Origin of the sequence: Streptomyces sp. NPDC059582 (genome assembly GCF_042735715.1) — a bacterium.
Lineage (GTDB): Bacteria > Actinomycetota > Actinomycetes > Streptomycetales > Streptomycetaceae > Streptomyces.
The window spans coordinates 83,784-101,049 of the sequence record NZ_JBHWCC010000021.1; the positions used below are offsets into that span (position 1 = coordinate 83,784).

Annotated in this window: 15 protein-coding genes; 4 read left to right on the forward strand and 11 right to left on the reverse strand. The window is 72.2% G+C overall.

Annotated elements, in window-relative coordinates; all coding sequences use genetic code 11:
* Nucleotides 1-186 precede the first annotated feature (186 nt).
* On the reverse strand, nucleotides 187-390 hold the full coding sequence (locus ACFV0T_RS19650) for a hypothetical protein (protein WP_385780386.1): 204 nt from the start codon (nucleotides 388-390) through the stop codon (nucleotides 187-189).
* Between the two features lie 380 nt (nucleotides 391-770).
* Nucleotides 771-1,052, reverse strand: a complete 282-nt coding sequence (locus ACFV0T_RS19655) for an acylphosphatase (RefSeq protein ID WP_385780389.1) — start codon at nucleotides 1,050-1,052, stop codon at nucleotides 771-773.
* Nucleotides 1,053-1,257: 205 nt separating this feature from the next.
* Here ACFV0T_RS19655 and ACFV0T_RS19660 point away from each other — a divergent pair, with 205 nt between their 5' ends.
* The gene (locus tag ACFV0T_RS19660; RefSeq protein ID WP_385780391.1) at nucleotides 1,258-2,727 is read left to right on the forward strand and encodes a CAP domain-containing protein; all 1,470 of its coding nucleotides are present in this window, start codon (nucleotides 1,258-1,260) and stop codon (nucleotides 2,725-2,727) included.
* 287 nt (nucleotides 2,728-3,014) lie between these two features.
* On the opposite strand, the gene ACFV0T_RS19665 is transcribed toward ACFV0T_RS19660, so the two are convergent.
* A complete protein-coding gene (locus ACFV0T_RS19665) occupies nucleotides 3,015-3,599 on the reverse strand; it encodes a flavodoxin family protein (RefSeq protein WP_385780393.1) in 585 nt (194 codons plus the stop codon).
* Between the two features lie 138 nt (nucleotides 3,600-3,737).
* Here ACFV0T_RS19665 and ACFV0T_RS19670 point away from each other — a divergent pair, with 138 nt between their 5' ends.
* A complete protein-coding gene (locus ACFV0T_RS19670) occupies nucleotides 3,738-4,139 on the forward strand; it encodes a winged helix-turn-helix transcriptional regulator (protein ID WP_385780396.1) in 402 nt (133 codons plus the stop codon).
* Here ACFV0T_RS19670 and mutM read toward each other — a convergent pair.
* The 8 genes from mutM to recG form a co-directional block, all read right to left on the reverse strand.
* A complete protein-coding gene (mutM, locus tag ACFV0T_RS19675; RefSeq protein ID WP_385780399.1) occupies nucleotides 4,112-4,972 on the reverse strand; it encodes a bifunctional DNA-formamidopyrimidine glycosylase/DNA-(apurinic or apyrimidinic site) lyase in 861 nt (286 codons plus the stop codon). The genes ACFV0T_RS19670 and mutM overlap by 28 nt on opposite strands.
* A 76-nt stretch (nucleotides 4,973-5,048) precedes the next feature.
* Complete coding sequence (gene rnc, locus ACFV0T_RS19680) at nucleotides 5,049-5,912, reverse strand: ribonuclease III (RefSeq protein WP_385780401.1); 864 nt, start codon at nucleotides 5,910-5,912, stop codon at nucleotides 5,049-5,051.
* Between the two features lie 19 nt (nucleotides 5,913-5,931).
* Nucleotides 5,932-6,105: a 50S ribosomal protein L32 gene (rpmF, locus tag ACFV0T_RS19685; protein WP_007493396.1), complete on the reverse strand. Its 174-nt coding sequence runs from the start codon at nucleotides 6,103-6,105 to the stop codon at nucleotides 5,932-5,934.
* 2 nt (nucleotides 6,106-6,107) lie between these two features.
* Nucleotides 6,108-6,761 (reverse strand): YceD family protein, encoded by a 654-nt coding sequence (locus ACFV0T_RS19690; protein WP_385780502.1) that lies wholly within the window; start codon nucleotides 6,759-6,761, stop codon nucleotides 6,108-6,110.
* A gap of 174 nt (nucleotides 6,762-6,935) precedes the next feature.
* Nucleotides 6,936-8,021, reverse strand: coding sequence for a cell division initiation protein (locus tag ACFV0T_RS19695; protein WP_385780404.1), 1,086 nt, complete (start codon nucleotides 8,019-8,021; stop codon nucleotides 6,936-6,938).
* Nucleotides 8,022-8,154: 133 nt separating this feature from the next.
* The gene (gene coaD, locus ACFV0T_RS19700) at nucleotides 8,155-8,634 is read right to left on the reverse strand and encodes a pantetheine-phosphate adenylyltransferase (RefSeq protein ID WP_385780505.1); all 480 of its coding nucleotides are present in this window, start codon (nucleotides 8,632-8,634) and stop codon (nucleotides 8,155-8,157) included.
* Between the two features lie 26 nt (nucleotides 8,635-8,660).
* Nucleotides 8,661-9,248: a 16S rRNA (guanine(966)-N(2))-methyltransferase RsmD gene (rsmD, locus tag ACFV0T_RS19705; protein ID WP_385780406.1), complete on the reverse strand. Its 588-nt coding sequence runs from the start codon at nucleotides 9,246-9,248 to the stop codon at nucleotides 8,661-8,663.
* 840 nt (nucleotides 9,249-10,088) lie between these two features.
* Entirely contained in the window at nucleotides 10,089-12,305 is a 2,217-nt protein-coding gene (gene recG, locus ACFV0T_RS19710; protein ID WP_385780409.1) for an ATP-dependent DNA helicase RecG, read from the reverse strand.
* A gap of 168 nt (nucleotides 12,306-12,473) precedes the next feature.
* On the opposite strand from recG, the gene ACFV0T_RS19715 reads away from it, so the two are divergent.
* Together ACFV0T_RS19715 and ACFV0T_RS19720 are read left to right on the forward strand one after the other, a co-directional pair.
* Complete coding sequence (locus ACFV0T_RS19715; RefSeq protein ID WP_385780411.1) at nucleotides 12,474-14,300, forward strand: HSP90 family protein; 1,827 nt, start codon at nucleotides 12,474-12,476, stop codon at nucleotides 14,298-14,300.
* Complete coding sequence (locus tag ACFV0T_RS19720; RefSeq protein ID WP_385780413.1) at nucleotides 14,300-17,236, forward strand: tetratricopeptide repeat protein; 2,937 nt, start codon at nucleotides 14,300-14,302, stop codon at nucleotides 17,234-17,236. Before ACFV0T_RS19715 ends, ACFV0T_RS19720 begins: the two co-directional genes overlap by 1 nt.
* The last annotated feature ends 30 nt before the right edge of the window (nucleotides 17,237-17,266 follow it).

Genomic DNA, 17,266 nt, shown 5'->3' on the forward strand with positions numbered 1-17,266 from the left:
GAACGTGCAGGGCACACCAGACGTTAAAGACGGTGAAAGGATGCGCGGGGGCGGAGAAGGCGGCGCAGGGCGGACGGGGGCCCAGAAAGAAGGGACGCCGAAGCGTCCCTTGCAAACTCTGACTACTTAGCGGTTGATACGGGGCCGCCCGACCACTGCGTGTGCTGTTGTGGAGCGATGCAGCGATCAGGTGAGCGCAGGCTCCGCCTGGTGTGCGTCGATGCTCTCCATGATCCTGTCGTGAGAAGCGGCAGCCGTCAGCGTCTCGTTCTCGGCCTGGATCCGTACGAGCTCGGATTCCAGGTCCTGTACGCGCTGCTGGAGCCGTCGCATCTCGGCGAGGAGTCGAGGGTCGGAGCCGCCGACGTAACCGAGAAGCGCCTTTGCCATGATGGATGGTCCTCCACACTGAGTGACCGACCGAAGCGGTGTGGGTCGTGAGGGATTCGCACCCGCGGTGCTTGGCACTCTTGAGTTCGTGTTGCCGTTCATCCATGCCAAACAGCTAAGGTGCGCGGGGCTTTCAGCGTCTCACCAAAAAGTTTGACGGTCAACACGATCACGCCCCGTATTGGCGGGCGACCCGGTGCACGCGGCCTCAGAACGGCGACGTCGCGACTCCTGCGGGCCCCTCGGGGCGTGGCGATCATCCTTACGTGCGGAGCTTGCCACCGCAAGCGGTTCTTGGCAACCACCAGGCAATTTCTGCTGGGGGCACGTGCCAGTGGCACACCCCTCCGCTTCCGCCAGCGGTTCCACGCGGAACGGGCTCAGCGAATGGCGAAGCCGTCGTAGCCACCGCGGGGTGTGTCCCAGATCTCGGTGACACCGTCGACGCGTCCGGGCGTGTCGTCACCGTGGAGCCAGCCGAGGAGTCCCTCGCAGCCCTCGCGCGTCCCCTCGGCCACCACCTGTACGCGTCCGTCGCCCAGATTGAGAGCAAAGCCACTCAGGCCGCCGATCTCCAGCGCTTTGGCCCGGGTGAACCAGCGGAAACCCACACCTTGCACCCGTCCGCGCACCCAGGCGACCAGTCGCACATCCTCGCTCATGGCTGCAACCTAACCGGCCAATGTCACTCGGGGCACTTCCTCCCCGAGCGTCATGCGGTACCGTCCCCACCCAATGAATCTCATATGAAACTCACTCGATCGAGTGAGACAGGTCGTCCCATGGTGCGCGGGAAGCACTGGGGGGGGCGGCCATCGGGACTCGGGACGGGCCCGGGTCGACCGCATGGACGAGGAAGGCCAGAACATGGGACGCCACCGACGCTCCGCCGCCGGCCGCGCCGCCACGGGGGTCACGGAGACGCAGGGCTCTTACACCGGGAGCCACGGCGTCCGGGGGTCGCAGGACTCGTACGGCGACGGCCCCAGCACAATGGGCATAGCGCCCTACCTGAACCCGGAGGCCTACGCCGAGACCACCGCGAGGAGCGACGCCTACCTCTTCGCCGCGGACGAGGACCGCCCGCGCACCGACGACACCGCGATCTTCCCGGCGGACGGCTTCCCGTCCGCCGGTTTCGTGTCGGGCGGCCACCTCCCGGGCAGCCACGGGTCGGGCGGCTACGGATCGGGTCCCTACGGGGCCGACGATTTCGCGTCCGACGGCTTCGGCTCGGACCGCCTCTCGTCCGCCGGCTTCGGCTCGGACCGCCTCTCGTCCGCCGGCTTCGGCTCGGACCGCCTCTCGTCCGCCGGCTTCGCGTCCGACCGTCCCGCCTCCGACCGTCGCGACCGTCTCGCCTCCGACGGGCCCGCCGCCGACCGCCGCCCGTCCAGCGGTCTCGCGTCCGACCGTCTCTCGCCCAGCGGCCTCACGTCCGATCGCCTCTCGCCCAGCGACTTCATATCCGGCGGCTTCGGGTCCGACGCCTTCTCCCCCGACGCGGGGGCCCGGCGCTCCGCGCACCGCCGCCGCAAGAAGCGGACCGTGACTCCGGTCCGCAGCGGTCTGCTCGGCGTCTCGGCCGCGGTCGCGCTGGGCACGGTCGCCGTCGCCTCCGGCGTGGTGCCCGGCCTGGAGAACTACAAGCTCGGCGGCGGCTCGGGCAGCAGCGACAACGTGCAGGCCGCGGACTCCCCTTCCAACGTGGCGACCGAGCAGGGCGGCGCCTCCGGCACCGCGGCCGGACGCGAGGACGGCTCGGCGACCAGTCGCGACGCCGGCCGCGCGACCTCGCCGGCGGCCGCCCCCTCGGCGTCCGCGAGCACGCCGGCGCCGACCGAGACGGAGTCGAAGGCGCCGACGGCGACGCCCAGCGCGCCCAAGACCACGCCGTCGACCGAGCCGACGGCCACGAAGGAGCCGCGGCAGTCCAGCGCCCCGGTGACGGTCTCCGCGACGGCCCAGGCCGAGGCGGAGGTGCTGAAGCTCGTCAACGAGGAGCGGGCGAAGGTCGGTTGCAGCGCCGTCACCGCGAACGGCGCGCTGACGGACCTGGCCGAGGCCTTCAGCGAGGACATGGCCCAGCGGAACTTCTTCGACCACACCGACCCGGACGGCGCCACGCCGTGGGACCGGGCCGCGAAGGCCGGCATCAGCGACCTCGGCGGCGAGAACATCGCCCGCGGCCAGGCCGACGCGGCCGCCGTCATGAACGCCTGGATGAACAGCCCCGGCCACCGGGCCAACATCCTGAACTGCGATTTCCAGACGCTGGGCGTCGGAGTGCACCTGGGCGAGGGCGGCCCGTGGTGGACGCAGGACTTCGGGTACTGAGACAACCGCGGGTCAGCGACCTGCTTACCTGACCGGGCCGTCTCGGGGCCGCCCTCCGCAGGATCGTCGTCACCGAAGACGCGGTCAACGGCGGCCCGGTACGGGGCTCACCGCACGCCACACGACCCCGGTGCGTTCGAACGTCGACGCGGCAGCGCCACCGGCTGTCGGCGCCGGCCCGAGAAGCGACCGTCGAACGGTGCCCGACGACGACCCACGCCGAGGTCGCAGACCCGGCCCTTCACCTCATCGGCCACGGGACTCCGCTCCCCCGCCCCGGGCCCCGCTCAGGCGGCCGTGCGGCCCTGGCGGAAGGTCCTCGCGGTCTCGGCGACCCGGCGGCCCAGGTGTTCCGCCGTCGCCACGTCCGCCTTGTGGACGGCGTCCGGACCCTCGTCGACGTTCGTCTGCCCCGCGGCGCCCACGAAGACCCCGAGGCGGTTGAGGTCGTGCTCGGTGCCCGTGCTGCTGTTCCAGCCGGGGAGCAGACCGAGGTTGACCCAGTTCATGCCGTGCTGGGCGGCGAGGAGCTGGAAGAACTGCAGGGTGTGCAGCTTGTCGCCGTTCTTGGAACCGGAGTTGGTGAAGCCGGCCGCCAGCTTGTCCTTCCAGTCCTGCCCGTACCAGCGCTTCGAGGACGCCTCGGCGAAGACGTGGAAGGCACCGGACGCGGTGGCCATGTAGGTCGGCGAGCCGAACACGATCGCGTCCGAGCCGTCGAGCGCGGCCCACTGCTCGTCGGTGATCTCGTCGACCTTGATCAGGTGCACCTCGGCGCCCGTCTCGGCGGCTCCGGTCCGGACGGCTTCGGCGAGGACGGCGGTGTGGCCGTAGCCGGAGTGGTAGGCGATGGAGACAACAGGGGTGGTCACGTCAGGTACTCCTCGGAAGACGGAAGGAAGCAGCACGGCGAAGCGGCGGCGCAGCTCACCGGCGATGCCAAAAGGAAAGCACTAACTTCTAGATAGTGCAACCTGTTGGTTAGCGCTGCATTCGCGTAGGCTTGGCACATGACCAGCACGCAGGAGCGCACGGAGGACCAGAACCTCCCGTACGACGTGTTCGCCAAGGCCTGTCCCTCGCGCGAGGCGCTGGAACACGTCACGGGACGCTGGGGCACGCTCACGCTCGGAGCCCTGTACGAGGGCTCACTGCGGTTCAACGAGCTGCGCCGCCGCGTCGAGGGCGTGAGCGAGAAGATGCTCTCCCAGACACTGCACGCGCTGGAGCGCGACGGCCTGGTCCTGCGCGAGGCACAGTCGACCAACCCGCCCCGGGTGGACTACGAACTGACGCCGCTGGGCAGCGAGGTCGCCCAACGGCTGCTGGCCCTCATCCAGGTTCTGGAGGGCGGCATGGACGACGTACTGGCGGCGCGTGAGTCCTACGACGAGACGCGCGGCGCCCGCTGACACTTCGGGCAGAAATAGCTGGAGCGGTTCATCCAGGCGCGGCGGAGCATCGGCGTGGCACACCGCTTGCAGGGCAGTCCCTCGCGGCCGTACGCGTCCAGCGACCGGTCGAAGTAGCCCGATTCGCCGTTGACGTTGACGTACAGGCTGTCGAAGCTCGTGCCGCCGACGGCGAGCGCGGCGTTCATCACGTCCCTTACGTGGCCCAGGAGTTCGGCGGTGCGCGGACGGGTGAGGCTCGCGGTGGGGCGCTCGTAGTGGAGGCGGGCCCGCCACAGTGCTTCGTCGGCGTAGATGTTGCCGACGCCGCTGATCAGCGACTGGTCGAGCAGGGCCCGCTTGATGGTGGTGCGCTTGCGGCGCAGCGACTGGTGGAAGGCCGCGTCGTCGAACAGCGGGTCGAGCGGGTCGCGGGCGATGTGCGCGATGACGTCGGGCAGTCCGTCGGGTGCGGTGTCGTGCAGCGACAGACCGCCGAAGGTGCGCTGGTCGACGAAGCGGAGTTCGGTGTCCTGGACGTCGGTGAAACGGACCCGGATGCGCAGGTGCTTCTCGTCGGGCGCCGCGTGCGGCTGGACCAGGAGCTGGCCGCTCATGCCGAGGTGGGCCAGCACGGCCTGGTCGGTGTCCTCCAGGGGCAGCCAGAGGTATTTGCCGCGGCGGCTGGGAACGCCGATCCGGTGGCCCTTGAGGCGGTGCGTGAAGTCGTCGGCGCCGGCCTGGTGACGGCGGACCGCGCGTGGATGCAGCACCTCGGCGTCGGCGACCGTCCGGTGGGCGACCCACCGCTCCAGACCGCGCCGTACGACCTCGACCTCGGGCAACTCGGGCATGCGACCCCCGTGACAACCGGTGGATGAGCCGAGCGCCCGCCCCGGGCGGGGACGGGCGCTCGGCTGCGCTGTTCGGTCAGGCGGATGCCGACTCGGGGCCGGCTTCGGCGACCGCGGTGGATTCCGCGACCGCGGTGGCCTCCGCGACCGCGGTGGCTTCCGCGACTGCGGTGGCTTCCGCGGCTGCCGCCTTGGCTCGCTCGTCCGCGGCGGCCCGGATGGACCGCCAGGCGGACTCGGCGGCCTGCTGCTCCGCCTCCTTCTTGCTGCGGCCGGTGCCGGTGCCGTACGAGACGCCTCCGACGCGGGCGGCAGCGGTGAAGGTCTTCTCGTGATCCGGACCGGTCTCCGTGACCAGGTACTCGGGCACGCCGAGCCCTTCGGTCGCGGTGAGCTCCTGGAGACTGGTCTTCCAGTCCAGGCCGGCACCGAGATTCGAGGACTTCTCGATCAGCGGGTCGAACAGGCGATGCACCAGTTCGGACGCCGCGTCGAGGCCCTGGTCGAGATAGACCGCGCCGATCACCGCTTCCAGGGTGTCGGCGAGGATGGACGCCTTGTCCCGGCCGCCCGTGCCCTCTTCACCACGGCCGAGCCGGATGAAGGAACCCAGGTCGAGGCCACGGCCGACCTCCGCCAGCGCACGCGAGTTGACCACCGCGGCCCGCAACTTGGCCAGTTGGCCTTCGGGCAGGTCGGGGTGGGTGGTGTACAGCGTGTCGGTGACGACGAGACCGAGCACGGAGTCCCCGAGGAACTCCAGCCGCTCGTTCGTCGGCAGACCGCCGTTCTCGTACGCGTACGAACGGTGGGTCAGCGCACGCACCAGAAGGGCGGACTCGAGCTTGTACCCGAGCCGCCCTTCCAACAGCGTGTGGGACGAGGCCGCCGTGTTGTCCGCCTTTTTCTTGGCGGTCGATTCCGCCTTGGCGTCAGACATGAAGCCTCTCACCAGCCGCTCAGACCTCGAGGACCTGGCGCTTGTTGTAGGTGCCACAAGACGGGCACGCGATGTGCTGCAGCTTGGGCTCGTGGCAGCGCTCGCACGCAACCAGGGTGGGGACCGCAGCCTTCCACTGCGACCGGCGGTGGCGCGTGTTGCTGCGCGACATCTTCCGCTTCGGAACAGCCACGGCTACTTCTCCTGCTTCTCGTCGACGCGTGCTGATCGAGGCGCGTCGCCGCTCATCTCGTCCTTCTCGCCGTCTCCGAGTGAACCGGCGAGTCCCTGCAGTGCCGCCCAGCGGATGTCGTGGGCGTCATGGTGGTGGTCCGGGTCGTCCGCAAGACGTGCTCCGCACTGGGTGCACAGTCCTGGACAGTCTTCCTGGCACACCGGCTGCATCGGCAGTGCAAGCACCACCGCATCCCGCAGCACGGGTTCGAGGTCGAACAGGCCGTCCTCGATGAAGAGTCTGTCCTCGTCTTCCTCGGCGTCGTCGGCCGGTTCCGCCTTGGGGCGGCCACGGTCGTCGGCGTCAGGGTACGAGAACATCTCCTGGAATTCCGCTTCGAGCGCCAGCCCGAGCGGCTCCAGACACCTTACGCACTCCCCCTCGGCCTGTGCACGGGCGGTGCCTGTGACAAGCACCCCTTCCATGACCGACTCGAGTCGGAGTTCGAGCTCCACCGGGGCGCCTTCCGGCACTCCGATGACCTCCGCGATCCCGAGATCACGGGGAGCGTCGATCGTGCGGGTCAGGCGCTGGAGCGCGCCGGGCCGCCGCCCCAGCTCGTGTGTGTCGAACACGAGAGGGTTGCGGTGGTCGAGGCGGGCGTTCAGAGCCATTCCTGCTTTCGATCTGCTGAGCTCGGGGGACGCCGCCCTTCGGTGTCGCCGGGCAGCGCTGATCGCGGACGTACACGCGACCGAAGAGCCAGGATACTGGACCTTTCGCTCTCGGCCCAATCCGGTGTTCCCTCCCGGCCACCGACCGGCGACACGACCGCGGTCGAGGAGGGTCTACAGGCCCCGCTCCTGCTCATAGGCCCGCAGCTGCTCGGCGCTGATCATGCTGGTGTCGAAGAGGCTGGCCTCCTCGAGCGCGTAGCCCTGCTGGACCTGGTGCTGCTGGGCCTGGTGCGGGTCGTACGCGCCCTGCTGGGCGTCGTAGCCCTGCGCGGGAACCCCGCCCTGCTGGCCGTAGTCGAAGGCCGGGGCGTAGGGATCCGCCTGCTGGTAGCCGTAGGCGTCCTGCTGGCCGTAGGCCGGTTGCTGGTAGCCGCCGTAGGGGTCCGGCTGCTGCTGGTAGCCGTAGGCCGGCTGTACGGGCTGCTGGTCGTACTGCGGCTGCGCGGGCTGGGCCTGCTGCGCCGGCTCGGCCGGGCGGTCCGCGACGGCGGCGAGGTCGGCGAGGTAGTCGGCGTCGCTGGAGTGCTGGAAGGTCGAGGTGTCGTCGGCGAGGGCGCCGAGGTCGTCGGTGGCGATCCGGCCGTGCAGCTTCTGCCGGCCGCGGCCGACGGCCTCCAGGGTCTTGGCGAGCACCGCCTCGAAGGCGCCGAGCTTGGTGTCGACGTACGCGTCCGCGTCCCGGCGCAGGGTCTCCGGGTCGTGGCTGCGCTCGGGGGCGTCCTCGTCCTCGTAGCCCTGCTCGTCCAGGCCCGGGCCGGTGCCGAGGAGCTTCTCGCGGCCACGGCCGACGGAACCGAGGGTCTTGGTGAGGACGACCTCGAAGTTGGCGAGCTTGGAGTCGACGTAGTCGTCGGCCTCGGCGCGGACCTCCTCGGCTTCCTTGTGCGCCTCGCCGAGGATCCGGTCGGCCTCCGACTGGGAGCGGCGGGCGACCTCGGTGTCGGAGATCAGCGAACCGCGCTCGGCGTGCGCCGTCGAGATGATCCGCTCGGCCTCCTGGCGGGCCTGCTCGACCATGTGCTCACGGTCGCCGATCAGCTCCTGGGCCTGCGCGAGGGAGCCGGGCAGTGCCTCGCGCAGCTCCTCGAGCATCGAGAGCAGCTCGGCGCGGTTGATCACGCACGAGGCCGACATCGGCATCGACCGGGCACCGGAGACCGTCGCGACGACCTCGTCGAGCTTCTTCTGCACGTCCATCGTGTGCTCGCCACTCTCTACAGCTGGGTTGGAGACGGACGGAACGACTGTACGGCCATGGGCTGTCCGACCGACACCGGGTGACGGGCTGTCAGGGCCGCCGGGCGTCTCCGTACCCGCCCCGAAGCCGGGGTCAGTCCTTCTCCAGGCGCTGGGCGAGCGCCTCGAAGACCACCGCCGGGACCAGGTGGGAGACGTCGCCACCCCAGGTCGCCACCTCCTTGACCAGGGAGGACGACAGGAAACTGTACGTGGGGTTGGTGGGCACGAAGAGGGTCTCCACGCCCGAGAGGCCGATGTTCATCTGGGCCATCTGAAGCTCGTAGTCGAAGTCGCTGACAGCGCGCAGGCCCTTGACGATGGCCGGGATGTCACGTTGCTTGCAGAAATCGACAAGAAGGCCGTGGAAGGCCTCGACCCGCACGTTCCCGTAGTCGGCGGTGACCTCACGGATGAGGTCGATCCGCTCGTCGATCTCGAACAGGCCCTTCTTGGACTTGTTGATCATCACCGCGACATAGACCTCGTCGTACAGACGCGAGGCGCGGCCAATGATGTCGAGGTGTCCGTTGGTGATGGGGTCGAACGACCCGGGACAGACGGCGCGGCGCAACTGGGATCCCTCGCTCTCCGGTCCGGTCATCGTGCGTCTTCGCACGTAGAGGCGGCGCGACCGTACCAAAAGGTGCCCTCGCCGTAACGACGGGCCCGGAGGGCTTCGAAACCGCCCGGCCACCGGAATTCGCCGCCTCTGGTGCTGCGCTCCACGGTGACGAGCGCTTCCCCCGCGAGCCAGCCCCCGGTGCGGAGTGTGAGCAGGATCTCGCGAAGATCGTCGTCCGAGACGGCGTACGGGGGGTCCAGGAAGACGATGTCGTACGGCTCCGCGGGCGACGGCGACTGGACGATCTGCTCCGCTTTGCCCGATCTGACCTCGGCGCCGGGCAGCCCCAGGCTCTTCACGTTCTCGCGGACCGTGCGGGCCGCGCGGGCGTCGGCCTCCACCAGCAGGGTGTGGCCCGCGCCCCGGGAGAGTGCTTCCAGACCGACGGCGCCCGAACCGGCGTACAGGTCGAGGACCCGTTCGCCGTTGAGCGGGCCGCCGAGCAGGGACTCCCAGGTGGACAGGAGTCCCTCGCGCGCGCGGTCGGAGGTGGGGCGGGTGCCTGTGCCCGGCGGGACGGCGAGGCGGCGTCCGCCGGCCGTGCCGGCGATCACGCGGGTCATCTGGGGTCCTTGTCCGTGGGGGTGCGTACAGGTCCAGTCTGGCAGGCGGCCGCGCCGCGCGCGGGCCGCGGACGGCGGATGGCGGATGGCGGAGGGCGGACCGCCGGGTGAGGGCCGTGGATGGCGGAGGGCGCAGGGCGGAGGGCGCAGGGCGGACGGCGGGGTGCGGGCCGCGGATGACGGACGGCGGACGGCCGGCTGCGGGCCGCGGAGGGCGGACGGCGGACGGCCGGCTGCGGGCCGCGGAGGGCGCAGGGCGGACGGCCGGCTGCGGGCCGCGCAGGGCGCAGGGCGGACGGCCGGCTGCGGGCCGCGCAGGGCGCAGGGCGGACGGCGGACGGACGGGTGCGGGCCGCGCAGGGCGCAGGGCGGACGGCGGACGGACGGGTGCGGGCCGCGCAGGGCGCAGGGCCGGGTGCGGACCGCGGAGGGCGGAGGGCGGAGGGCGCAGGGCCGGGTGCGGGCCGCGGACGCGGACGGCCGGGTGCGGGCCGCGGATGACGGATAGCGGACGGCGGACGGACGGGTGCGGGCCGCGGAGGGCGCAGGACCGACGGCGGACGGCCGGGTGCGGGCCGCGGAGGGCACAGGGCGATCCGCCGGGGCGCGGGCTGCGGAGGGCGGGCCGCCGGGCGCGGGCCGCCCACGGCCGACGGCGGACCGCCGGGCTCCGACGGCCGACCGCCCACCGCCCACCGCCCACCGCTGACGGCTGACGGCTGACGCGGCACGGTCGTGGTCCGGCCGCGACCGGTCGCGGCCGAGGTGCGGCCAGCGTGCAGCCCCGGATCTTCCCGGTCGCGGGCCCCCAAGGCCGCCTAAGGCCCCTCGGGCGCCGGCTCAGCCCTTGTCCAGGTACTGCTCCCGCTCCTCGTCCAGGAGGGCGTCCAGGGCCGTGCGCAGGCCGGGCAGGTGCTCCAGCTCGGGGTCGGCGGCGACGACGGCCGCGGCCTCCTCGCGGGCCTGCGCGATGACCTCCTCGTCCTCGATGACGGCGAGCACGCGCAGGCTGGAGCGGGCGCCGGACTGGGCCTGGCCGAGCACATCGCCCTCGCGGCGCTGTTCGAGGTCGATACGGGAGAGCTCGAAGCCGTCCAGGGTGGACGCCACCGCGTTCAGCCGCTGGCGGGCCGCACTCGCCTCCGGCATCTCGCTGACCAGCAGGCACAGCCCCGCGGCCGAGCCGCGGCCGACGCGGCCGCGCAGCTGGTGGAGCTGGGAGACGCCGAACCGGTCGGCATCCATGATCACCATCGCGGTGGCGTTCGGCACGTTCACCCCGACCTCGATGACGGTGGTGGCGACCAGGACGTCGGTGTCGCCGGCGGCGAACCGGCGCATGACGGCGTCCTTGTCGTCCGGTGGCATCCGGCCGTGCAGCACATCCACCGTGAGCCCCTGGAGGGGGCCGCGGGCGAGCTGGGCGGCCACGTCGAGGACCGCGAGCGGGGGCCGTTTCTCCGCCTCGTCCTCGGGCGACTGCTTCTTCCTGGCGGCCTTGGGGCCGTCGTCCTCGTCGCCGATCCGCGGACAGACGACGTACGCCTGGTGCCCCTTGTCCACTTCCTCGCGCACGCGCTCCCAGGCCCGCGCCAGGAAGTGCGGCTTCTCGGCGGCCGGGACGACATGGCTGGCGATGGGTGAGCGCCCGGCGGGGAGCTGGTCGAGGACGGAGGTCTCCAGATCGCCGAAGACGGTCATCGCGACGGTCCGCGGGATGGGGGTGGCGGTCATGACCAGCAGATGCGGTGGCTGCTTGCCCTTGCCGCGCAGGGCGTCGCGCTGTTCGACCCCGAACCGGTGCTGTTCGTCCACGACGACCAGTCCGAGATCGTGGAACTGCACCTTGTCCTCGATCAGCGCGTGCGTGCCGATCACGATCCCGGCCTCGCCGGTGACCAGGTCGAGCAGCGCCTTGCGCCGGGCGGCCGCGCCCATCGACCCGGTGAGCAGCACGACCTTGGTGGCCCGCTCGGCCCCGCCGAGCATGCCGCCCTCGGCCAGTTCGCCCATCATCTCGGTGATCGACCGGTGGTGCTGTTGGGCGAGCACCTCGGTGGGCGCGAGCATCGCGGCCTGACCGCCGGCGTCGACCACGGCGAGCATGGCGCGCAGGGCGACCATCGTCTTTCCCGAACCGACCTCTCCTTGGAGCAGCCGGTGCATTGGGTGGTCCGTGGCGAGGTCGTCGAAGATCTCCTTGGAGACCTTTCGCTGGCCGTCGGTGAGGGTGAAGGGAAGCCGGTCGTCGAAGGCGGTGAGCAGGCCGTCGGCGGCGGGTCTGCGGGGGACCGCGGGGAGTTGGGCGTCGGCGTGGCGGCGGCGGGCCAGGGCGACCTGGAGGACGAAGGCCTCGTCCCACTTCAGGCGGGCGCGGGCGTCGGCGACGTCCGCCTTGGTGTGCGGGCGGTGGATCTTGAGCAGGGCCTCGGGGAGGGAGACCAGGCCGCGGCCCTCGCGCAGGGAGTCCGGGAGCGGGTCGAGGGCCTCCTGGGCACTGGGCAGGACGGTCTGGACCGCCTTGCCGATCTTCCAGGACTCCAGTTTGGCGGTGGCGGGGTAGAGCGGGATGAGGGCACCGGCCCAGCTCTCGACGGCTTCCTCGGCGCCGTCCCCGTCGCCGCGCAGCAGTTCGTAGGCCGGGTGCATGAGCTGGACGCGACGGTTGAAGAGGGAGACCTTGCCCGCGAACAGCGCGCGCGTGCCCGGCAGGAGTTCCTTGTGCGGCTTGTGGACGCCGTTGTTGAAGAAGACCAGTTGGAGCCGGCCGCTGCCGTCCGTGATGGTCACCTCCAGGCGCTGGCCCTTTCCGCGGGGGGCCTTGGCCGAGGCGAAGGTGTGCAGGCGGGCGTCGGCGACCTGGGCGACCACGGTGACGTGCTCGTCCATGGGCAGGTCGGCGAGGTGGGTGAGCTGGCCCCGCTCCTCGTATCTGCGGGGGTAGTGGTGCAGGAGGTCGCCGACGGTGTGCAGGCCGAGGTGCTCGGCCATCACCTTCGCGGTGGCGGGGCCGAGCACCTTTTTGAGGGGTTCTTGCAGTGCGGGCACGAGATCCATTGCACACCACACCACTGACATTGCCGTATACGTCTCGGGAATCCCCTGGTCAGACGGGCTGTTCGGGCTCTAGGATGGCGCGCTCCGGCCATCCCCCGCGGTCACTGCCCCACCGGGACCGCCCGACCCCGCGCCGCCGAGCCTCCCCCGACCCGCGGCGCTGCGACGATGGACTCCCAGACCTCACAGTCATCTCAGGCATCCCAGTCACCTCATACGTTCCAGGTCGACCTGCGTGGTCTGGTTGACCTGCTGTCCCATCACCTCTACTCCAGCCCCAAGGTCTACCTGCGCGAGCTGTTGCAGAACGCGGTGGACGCGATCACCGCACGGCGGGCCGAACAGCCGGACGCACCTGCCCGGGTGCGGCTGTTCGTGACGGACGGCGCCCTCCGGATCGAGGACTCCGGGGTCGGCCTGACCGAGGCCGACGTGCACAACCTGCTGGCCACCATCGGCCGCAGCTCCAAGCGGGCCGAGGGCCTCCAGGAGGCCCGCTCCGACTTCCTCGGGCAGTTCGGCATCGGTCTGCTGGCCTGTTTCGTGGTCGCCGAGCGGATCCGGGTGGTCAGCCGTAGCGCCCGTACGCCGCAGGCCCCGCCCGTGGAGTGGACGGCGACGGACGACGGTTCGTACACCGTGCGGACACTGCCGGACGAGGCCCGGCCCGAGCCGGGCACCACCGTGCACCTGGTGGCACGGGCCGGGGCCCGGGAGTGGCTGGCCGAGGCGCGTGTCCTGGCGCTGGCCCGGGACTTCGGTTCGCTGCTGCCGTACGACGTGCGGGTGGGCGAGGAGGCGGTCACCGACCTGCCGGCGCCGTGGGACCGGCCGTATCCGTCCCCCGCCACCCGGCGGGTGGCCCTGGCCCGGCACTGTCACGGGCTGTTCGGGTTCACTCCGCTGGACTCGATCGACCTGGACGTGCCGCTGGCCGGGATCCGCGGTGTGGCCTATGTGCTGCCGTCGGCGGTCAGTCCGGCCCAGCGGGCCGGTCATCGTGTCCACCTCAAGGGCATGCTGCTGACCGAGCGGGGCGAGCAGTTGCTGCCCGACTGGGCCTTCTTCGTGCGCTGTGTCCTGGACACGGACAGTCTGCGGCCCACGGCCTCGCGCGAGTCGCTGTACGAGGACGAGACGCTGGCCGCGGTGCGCGAGGCGCTCGGCGAAAGGATTCGCTCGTGGCTGACCGGGCTGGCGACCGGTGACCCGGAGCGGCTGGCGGCCTTCCTGTCGGTGCACCACCTGGGCGTGAAGTCGCTCGCGCGGCACGACAGCGAGATGCTGCGCACGATGCTGCCCTGGCTCCCCTTCGAGACGACCGACGGGCGGCTGTCCCTGGAGGAGTTCGCGCAGCGGCACCCGGTGGTGCACTTCACGCGGACCGTCGAGGAGTACCGGCAGGTCGCGCCGATCGCCTCCGCGCAGGGGGTCGGAGTGATCAACGGCGGCTACACGTACGACAGCGAGCTCGTCGAGGCCCTGCCGTCGGTGCGGCCGCAGACGGTGGTCGCGGAGCTGGACGCGGACACCGTGACCGCCCACCTGGACGCGGTCGACCCCGCCGAGGAGCTGGCGCTCTCCGGCTTCCTGGCGGCCGCGCGGGCGAAGCTCGACCCGCTGGGCTGTGACGTCGTCCTGCGTGCCTTCCATCCGCTGTCCGTGCCCGCGCTGCACCTGGACGACCGGGCGGCCCGGCACGAGCAGGCGCGGGCGGAGGCCGAGGAGCGGGCCGACGACCTGTGGGCGGGCATCCTGGGGTCGCTGCGCGGCAGCGCCCCACGCGCGCGTCTGGTGCTCAACCACCTCAATCCGCTGATCCGCAGGATCAGTTCGCTGCGTGACGCGGAGCTGATCGGCACCGCCACGGAGTCCCTGTACGGGCAGGCGCTGCTGATGGCGCAGCGCCCGCTGCGGCCCGCCGACTCGGCGCTGCTGAACCGGGCGTTCATCGGCCTGCTGGAGTGGGCCACCCACGGCGAGGACGGTCACTGATGAGTGAGATCACGGACTTCGACTCCCTCCGCCGGGCGATGGCGGAGAACGGCGAGGAGCCGGAGGGGCCGGCCCGAAACGCGCGCGCGGAGCAACTGCTCACCGAGGCGGAGCGGCTGAACATCCCGCTCGCCGTGATCGAGGCGCTCGGGCACCAGCTGAAGGTCTACAACTACAGCTCCGAGAAGGACAAGATGTTCGTCCCGTTCGCGCGGCTGCTGCGCATGTGGGACGAGCGGCCCGAGGACTTCGACGAGTACGAGACGCATTCGCTGCACTGGGTCTTCAAGTGGATGTCGTCCGGGATGCTGGACCAGCCGCACGTGCCGCTGGCCTCGGTGGAGAAGTGGCTCGGCGAGATGGAGCACCGCTACCGGCTGGCGGGCCACTCCGAGCGGGCGGTGCGCGGCGCGGAGTTCAGCGTGGCCGCGCACGTCGGGGACGTCGAACGGGCCGAGCGGGCGTACGCCGCGTGGCTGGCCGCCGACCGCGACACCATGGCCGACTGCCACGCGTGCGAGCTGCACGGGCAGGGCTGGTGGCAGTCGGAGCGGGCGCGGGACGCCGAGGCACTCGAACTGTGGCGGCCGGTCCTGGACGGCGAGTTCTCCTGCGCCCACGAACCGCACACCGTCCTCGCCTCCTCCCTGCTGCCCCTGCTGCGCCTGGACCGCCTCGACGAGGCGCGCGCCAACCATCTGCGGGGTTTCCGGCTCGTACGCTCCATGGAGAGCATGCGCGGCGCGTACGCGGACCATGTGGAGTTCTGCGCGCTGACCGGCAACGAGGCGCGCGGACTGGAACTGCTGGCGGAGCGGCCGGCGTACTTCACGGACACCGGGCACCCGCGCAGCAGGCTGGAGTTCATGGCGGTGGTCTCCCTCCTGATGAACCGCCTCAGCGAGCTCGGGCTCGGCGAGCAGCGGGTACCGGGCCCGGCGGGCCGCGCGTGGACGGCGGTCGAGCTCGCGGAGCACGCGCGCGTGGAGGCCCTCGCACTCGCCGAGCGCTTCGACGCGCGCAACGACACGTCGTACGTCAGTGAGCGGGCCCGCACGCGGATGGCACAACGTCCGCTGGTGGAGCGGCTGCCGCTGGGGGTGCGCGGAGCCCGGCCGGCTGCCGCCGTCACGCCCGTGCCGCCGCCCCCGGCCGAACCGGCGGGCGAACCCGACCTCGCCGCGCTGCTCACCGAGGCGCGCCGGCTGTCGGACACCCTCCAGCCGAACGCCGTGGAGGCGTGGGCCGCGGTCTCCCGGGCCGCCGAGGGCGTCGAGCTCGACGCGCGCGACCGGGCCGAGATCGCCGATCACCGGGCGATGGACGCGGGCCCCGAGGGTGCCGAGCTGTTCGAGCGCGCCGCCGAGCTGTACGCGGAGGCGGGCGACCCCGGGGAGGCGTTGGCGGCACGCGCGCGTGCGTCGTACGTGCGAGCCCTCACCGGCGAGCTGGACGAAGCGGTCGTCGCGGTCACGGGCCCCTACGACGAGGTGCTCGCGCTCTATACGCGGGACGCCACGGGCATACGGCAGGCGGCGTCCGTGCTGATGGCGCGGGCGCGGATCCTGATGCGGCGGGTGCACGAGACCGACGGTCCCCCGCCGGGGTCGGACCTGGCCGAGGCCGAGGCGGCCGCGCATGAGGTGCTCGCGCTCGTCGACGGGCACGCGGGGGACGACGTACGGCTCGCCTCGCGGGCCGCCGAGTCCCAGGCGATGCTCGCGGAGCTGGCGGCCCTGACCGGGGACGCCCCGGCGGGTGCGGAGCTGTTCGCCCGGGCCGCGGCCGCGTTCGTCGGGGCCGGGCTGCCGTGGTTCGCGGTGGAGTACGAGGCGCGGCTCGCCGGACTGGCCCATCACCTGGGCGACACGGCGGAGGCGGAGCGCGCGCTGCGCGCGGCCCTGGAGCACGGCGGCCCGCACCTGGAGGCGGTCGGGCGCGCCCAGCTGCACCTCCAGCTCGCCGAGGTCCTCGGCGGCCGGGGCCAGGCCGAGGAGGCGGCCGAACACGCCCTGGAGGCGGCGCACTGGGCCGACGACGCGGGCGAGGGACCGACGCTGGGCGCCTGGGCCCGGCACCAGCTCGGCGGGTTCCTGGTACGGCAGGGGCGGTGGGCGGAGGCCGCGGAGGTGCTGGAGTCGGCGCTGCCCGACCTGTCCGCACAGACGCACGGCGACGGCGCTGTCGTCCAGACACAGTGGTGGCTCGGCGACTGTCTGAGCGAGCTCGGGGAGCACCGCGCCGCCGCCGAACGCCGGCTCCAGGCCGCCGAGATCGCCCGGCACTGGCCGGAGCAGCACGACCACGCCACGCTCGCCCACCTCGCCGCCGAGAACCTCGGGCACGCGGGCCTGCCCGCCGAGGCGGACCGGGCCTACACGCGCGCGGGCGACCTGTGGCGCACCCTCGGCAACGTCCACGGCCTGGTCCGCTCGCTGCGCGCCCGCGCGTGGCTGGCGCTGCGCGGCGAGGCGGGTACGGACGGGGCCCGCGAGCTGATGGCGGGCGCGGTGCGCGAGTGCGAGACGGCGCTGGACGCGGCGGCGGACGCGGCGGCCCGGGAGCGGCTCGTCGCCGAACTCGGCCACACCCGCCGGCAGTTCGGCGACCTGCTGGCACGCTCCGTCTCCGATGACGCCGGGGACGACGCGATCCGGAGCGCGTTCGAGGAGGCCCTGGCGCAGGTGGCGGAGGCGGTCACCGTGTTCGACTCCCTGGGGCCGGAAGGCCGGCACAGCCGCACAGCCGCCCAGCTCGCCGCGGGCTGGCTGGAGGCCGACCTGGGCCGCCCGGCGGACGCCGCCGCACGCGCGCGTGCGGTGCTCACGACGTACGCCGACGGCACCGACACCTCCCCCGAGGACGAGACGGCACAGGCTCGACGGGCGGAGGCGGAACAGATGCTCCAGGTCCTGGAAGAGGGGACGGCGAAGTAGGCCGGCGGGGCGGAGCGGGGGCTGCTGCTC

What these genes read in the sequence shown, in the direction of transcription:
- ACFV0T_RS19660 (WP_385780391.1), top strand. Translation starts at nt 1,258, where the DNA reads ATGGGACGCCACCGACGCTCCGCCGCCGGCCGCGCCGCCACGGGGGTC.
- ACFV0T_RS19650 (WP_385780386.1), bottom strand. Translation starts at nt 390, where the DNA reads ATGGCAAAGGCGCTTCTCGGTTACGTCGGCGGCTCCGACCCTCGACTC.
- rnc (WP_385780401.1), bottom strand. Translation starts at nt 5,912, where the DNA reads ATGTCTGACGCCAAGGCGGAATCGACCGCCAAGAAAAAGGCGGACAAC.
- ACFV0T_RS19715 (WP_385780411.1), top strand. Translation starts at nt 12,474, where the DNA reads ATGGACTCCCAGACCTCACAGTCATCTCAGGCATCCCAGTCACCTCAT.
- ACFV0T_RS19690 (WP_385780502.1), bottom strand. Translation starts at nt 6,761, where the DNA reads ATGGCTCTGAACGCCCGCCTCGACCACCGCAACCCTCTCGTGTTCGAC.
- ACFV0T_RS19670 (WP_385780396.1), top strand. Translation starts at nt 3,738, where the DNA reads ATGACCAGCACGCAGGAGCGCACGGAGGACCAGAACCTCCCGTACGAC.
- ACFV0T_RS19655 (WP_385780389.1), bottom strand. Translation starts at nt 1,052, where the DNA reads ATGAGCGAGGATGTGCGACTGGTCGCCTGGGTGCGCGGACGGGTGCAA.
- ACFV0T_RS19720 (WP_385780413.1), top strand. Translation starts at nt 14,300, where the DNA reads ATGAGTGAGATCACGGACTTCGACTCCCTCCGCCGGGCGATGGCGGAG.
- recG (WP_385780409.1), bottom strand. Translation starts at nt 12,305, where the DNA reads ATGGATCTCGTGCCCGCACTGCAAGAACCCCTCAAAAAGGTGCTCGGC.
- ACFV0T_RS19695 (WP_385780404.1), bottom strand. Translation starts at nt 8,021, where the DNA reads ATGGACGTGCAGAAGAAGCTCGACGAGGTCGTCGCGACGGTCTCCGGT.
- mutM (WP_385780399.1), bottom strand. Translation starts at nt 4,972, where the DNA reads ATGCCCGAGTTGCCCGAGGTCGAGGTCGTACGGCGCGGTCTGGAGCGG.
- rsmD (WP_385780406.1), bottom strand. Translation starts at nt 9,248, where the DNA reads ATGACCCGCGTGATCGCCGGCACGGCCGGCGGACGCCGCCTCGCCGTC.